We start from the raw sequence: 4,294 nt of genomic DNA, 5'->3' as shown, positions 1-4,294 counted from the left end.
GGCTGGCTGGCGGGAGGCGCACCATGAGGACCGAGAACCAGCGCGCCTGGCTCTTCGTCATCCCCGTCCTCCTGCTCGTCGCCTTCAACGCGCTCGTGCCGCTGATGACGGTCGTCAACTATTCGGTGCAGGAGACCTTCGGCAACAACGTCTTCTTCTGGCACGGCGTCGGCTGGTTCCAGGACGTCCTGCGCTCCCCCCGCTTCCACGAGGCGCTCGCCCGCCAGCTCCTCTTCACCACCCTCATCCTGCTGATCGAGATCCCGCTCGGCGTCGCCATCGCGCTCGCCATGCCGCGCTCCGGCCCCTGGGTCTCGGTCTGCCTCGTCCTGATGGCACTGCCGCTCCTCATCCCCTGGAACGTCGTCGGCGCGATGTGGAACATCTTCGCGCTGCCCGACATCGGCCTCATGGGCTACGCGCTCAACACCTGGTTCGGCATCGACTTCAACTATACCCGCGACCCGGTGGCCGCCTGGTTCACCATCATCCTGATGGACGTCTGGCACTGGACATCGCTCGTCGTCCTGCTCGCCTACGCCGGCCTCGTCTCGATCCCCGACGCCTACTACCAGGCGGCGAAGATCGACGGCGCCCGCCCCTGGGCCGTCTTCCGCCACATCCAGCTGCCGAAGATGAACCGCGTCCTCACCATCGCCGTCCTCCTCCGCTTCATGGACAGCTTCAACATCTACACCGAAGTCTCGGTCCTGACCGGCGGCGGCCCGGGCAACTCCACGACGCTCCTCTCGATCGACCTCGTCAAGATCGCCCTCGGCCAGTTCGACCTCGGCCCGGCCGCGGCCATGTCGCTCATCTACTTCCTCGTCACCCTGCTCGTCTCCTGGGTGTTCTTCACCGTCATGACCCGGGGGGACCAGCAATGAAGGCGCTTCGCCCCATCGCCGTCATCCTCTACATCCTCTTCCTGATGCTGCCGATCTACTGGCTCGTCGTCATGTCCTTCAAGACGACCAACGAGATCCTCGGCGGCTTCTCCCCCTGGCCGCAGCGCTGGACGGTCGCGAGCTACCGCACCATCTTCACCGACCCGACCTGGTACTGGGGCTACTTCAACTCGCTGATCTACGTCAGCATGAACACGGTGATTTCCGTCCTCGCCGCCCTGCCCGCCGCCTACGCCTTCTCCCGCTACCGCTTCCTCGGCGACAAGCACCTCTTCTTCTGGCTGCTGACCAACCGCATGGCGCCGGCGGCGGTCTTCGCCCTCCCCTTCTTCCAGCTCTACTCGGCGGTCGGCCTCTTCGACACCCACATCGCCGTCGCCCTCGCCCACTGCCTGTTCAACATCCCGCTCGCGGTCTGGATCCTCGAGGGCTTCATGTCCGGCGTCCCCAAGGAGCTCGACGAGACCGCCTACGTCGACGGCTATTCCTTCCCCCGCTTCTTCGCCACCATCTTCATCCCGAACATCAAGGCCGGCATCGGCGTCGCCGCCTTCTTCTGCTTCATGTTCTCCTGGGTCGAGATGCTGCTCTCCAAGACCCTCACCGCCGTCGTCGCCAAGCCGATCGCCGCGGTGATGACCCGCACCGCCTCGACCTCCGGCTACGAGCTCGGCCTCCTCGCCGCCGCCGGCGTCCTCACCATCATCCCCGGCGCCTTCGTGATCTGGTTCGTCCGCAACTACATCGCCAAGGGCTTCGCCCTGGGACGGGTGTGATGACCATCCGTACCCTCGCCCTTCTCCTCACCCTCGCCCCCACCCTCGCCGAGGCGCAGGCCAAGCCCGGCTGGGGCAACGTCGGCAAGCAGCAGGAGGCGGCCGGCTTCTCCTGGACCCAGCCGCTCTTCGGCGGCTTCTGGATGGCCTGGACCCCGGCCACGCTCGCCTTCTTCGCCTTCATCTTCGCCGCCATCGCGCTCATGGGCCTGCTCGAATGGCGCAACCCCGGCGGCGCGCCCCGCCACGGCATCCTCGGCCTCGACACCACCCGCGGCGACCGCCTCTTCCTCGCGCTCCTCGGCGCCGCCTACATCTTCCTCGCCTGGCTCGCCTTCTTCCCGCCGCCGCTCTGGATCCCGCTCGCCATAGCGATCGCCTGGACCGCCTTCGTCTTCTGGAAGGTCTGACCGGGACAGTTGGGGAGGGCACGCCCCCTCCTTCACCGTCCACCCCTACCCCGGCAGCAGCCGCCGCAGGATCTTCCCCGAGGCCGACTTCGGGATCCCCGCCACCACCTCCAGCGCCCCGATCCGCTTGTGCGCCGGCAGATGCGCGGCGAGATGCCGCTGCAGCGCCCCGAGCTCCGGCACCGCCCCGGCCGCCGCCACCACGAAGGCCCTCGGCTCCTCGCCCGCCACCGCCACGTCCGCCACCGACGGATGCGTCAGAAGCACCGCCTCGATCTCCGCCGGCGCCACCTCGCGCCCGTCCACCCGGATGACCTCGTCCACCCGCCCGAGCACGGTCAGATAGCCCTCCCCGTCGATCTCCGCGAGATCGCCCGTCCTGAGCCACCCACCCGGCGCCAGCGCCGCCGCCGTCGCCTCGGGGCGCCCGTGATACCCGGCCATCACCTGCGGCCCGCGCACCTGCAGCTCGCCCGCCTCCCCCGGCGCCACCTCCGTCCCGGTCCCCGGATCGACCAGCCGGCACTCGGTCCCGGCGAGCGGCTGTCCCGAGGTCCCCGCCCGGTTCCGCCCCGGCCGGGTGATGTGGCTGACCGGGCTCATCTCGGTCATCCCGTACCCCTGGATCACCTCGCAGCCGATCCGCGCCGCGCAGGCCTCCGCCACCCCCGCCCCGAGCGGCGCCGCCCCGGAATTGACGAACATGAGCGAGGAGAGATCGTACCCCTCGACCGCCAGATCGCGCGCCAGCGCCATCACCACCGGCGGCACCGCATAGAGCTGCCGCACCCGATGCCGCTCGATCAGCCCGAGCGCCGCCGCCAGCTCGAAGCGCGGCAGCGTCACCTGCACCCCGCCCGCCGCCAGATAGAGGTTCATCAGCATCGTCATGCCGTAGACGTGGAAATAGGGCAGGAAGGCCAGCGTCGCGTCCCCCGGGCGCAGCGCCAGCGCCGCCCGCACCTGCACCACGTTCGCGACCAGGTTACGGTGCGTGAGGCGCACCCCCTTCGGCGCCCCCGTCGTCCCCGACGAATAGGGCATCGCCGCCACGTCCCGCGCCGGATCGACCGCCACCTGCGCCCGAAGCGGCGCCCCCGTCAGCGCCTCGACCGGCGCCGCCGCCACTCCGGCCGCCGCCGCCCCCTCCCGCGCGGCGCTCAGCTCCGGCACCGTCACGAGCAGCACCGCCCCCGAATCGCGCAGCTGCCCCGCCACCTCCGCCGCCGTCGCGAGCGGGCTCAGCGTCGTGACCGTCCCCCCGGCCCAGGCCACCGCATGAAAGGCCGCGCACCAGTCCGGCGCATTCGGCGCCAGGAGCGCCACCACCCGCCCCGGCCCGATCCCGCGCGCCGCCAGCCCCCCAGCCAGCCGCTCCACCCGCTCGCGGAACCCCGCCCCGGTCAGCACGTGCCCGGTGACCCCGTCGATCAGCGCCGGCTCGCTCTCCCGGCCGGCGAGCCCGCGGAACACCAGCTCGGTGATCGAGACGTCGGGAATGAAATCCACGCCTACGCCCCACACCTGCGCATCAGACAAATCGCGCAACAGACGGCAAACACCGGACTTTTCTCGCCGGCCTCAAGCGCCGCCGAACTTCGCCAGCCGCGCCGCCCTCAGCCGCTCGAAATCGGCCCCGGCGTGATAGCTCGACCGCGTCAGCGGCGTCGCCGAGACCATCAGGAACCCCTTGCCCACCGCCGCCCTGCGGTAGCCCTCGAACTCCTCCGGCGTCACGAACCGCGCGACCGCATGATGCTTCGGCGTCGGCTGCAGATACTGCCCGACGGTCAGGAAATCGACGTCCGCCGAGCGCATGTCGTCCATCACCTGCAGAACCCCCTGCCGGTCCTCGCCCAGCCCCACCATGATGCCGGACTTGGTGAACATCGTCGGGTCAAGCTCCTTCACCCGCTGCAGAATCCTGAGCGAGTGGAAATACCGCGCCCCCGGCCGCACCTCGGGATAGAGCCCCGGCACCGTCTCGAGATTGTGGTTGAACACATCCGGCTTCGCCGTCACCACCGCCTCGAGCGCGCTCGGCGGGCAGCGCAGGAAATCCGGCACCAGCACCTCGATCGTCGTCCCCGGATTCTTCCGCCTGACCGCCCGGATCGTCTGCGCGATATGCTCGGCCCCGCCGTCCTCCAGGTCATCGCGGTCGACGCTGGTGATGACCACATGGTTCAGCCCGAGCTTC

The 4,294-nt window shown here is 69.8% G+C and carries 5 protein-coding genes; 3 read left to right on the top strand and 2 right to left on the bottom strand.

The features are described 5' to 3' along the window. Positions 1 to 23: 23 nt before the first annotated feature. From Q0112_RS04365 to Q0112_RS04355, 3 genes are read left to right on the top strand one after another with little or no spacing between them, the layout of a single operon-like run. The gene (locus Q0112_RS04365; RefSeq protein WP_297971950.1) at positions 24 to 887 is read left to right on the top strand and encodes a carbohydrate ABC transporter permease; all 864 of its coding nucleotides are present in this window, start codon (positions 24 to 26) and stop codon (positions 885 to 887) included. Then, positions 884 to 1,684: a carbohydrate ABC transporter permease gene (locus Q0112_RS04360; protein WP_297971947.1), complete on the top strand. Its 801-nt coding sequence runs from the start codon at positions 884 to 886 to the stop codon at positions 1,682 to 1,684. Before Q0112_RS04365 ends, Q0112_RS04360 begins: the two co-directional genes overlap by 4 nt. After that, positions 1,684 to 2,094 carry a DUF2160 family membrane protein gene (locus tag Q0112_RS04355; protein WP_297971945.1) on the top strand — a complete coding sequence of 137 codons (411 nt, stop codon included), beginning with the start codon at positions 1,684 to 1,686 and terminating at the stop codon, positions 2,092 to 2,094. Before Q0112_RS04360 ends, Q0112_RS04355 begins: the two co-directional genes overlap by 1 nt. Positions 2,095 to 2,139: 45 nt before the next feature. Here the strand turns inward: Q0112_RS04355 and Q0112_RS04350 are convergent, their stop codons facing one another. Then, on the bottom strand, positions 2,140 to 3,603 hold the full coding sequence (locus Q0112_RS04350; RefSeq protein ID WP_297971942.1) for an AMP-binding protein: 1,464 nt from the start codon (positions 3,601 to 3,603) through the stop codon (positions 2,140 to 2,142). Positions 3,604 to 3,675: 72 nt separating this feature from the next. Next, a partial coding sequence (locus tag Q0112_RS04345) for a lipoyl synthase (RefSeq protein WP_297971939.1) occupies positions 3,676 to 4,294 on the bottom strand: 619 nt, incomplete at its 5' end.

Origin of the sequence: uncultured Amaricoccus sp. (assembly GCF_937858865.1) — a bacterium.
In the GTDB taxonomy this organism is placed as follows: domain Bacteria; phylum Pseudomonadota; class Alphaproteobacteria; order Rhodobacterales; family Rhodobacteraceae; genus Amaricoccus.
Note: the sequence above shows the minus strand (reverse complement) of the source record. Positions and strands in the feature narration are given on the sequence as shown.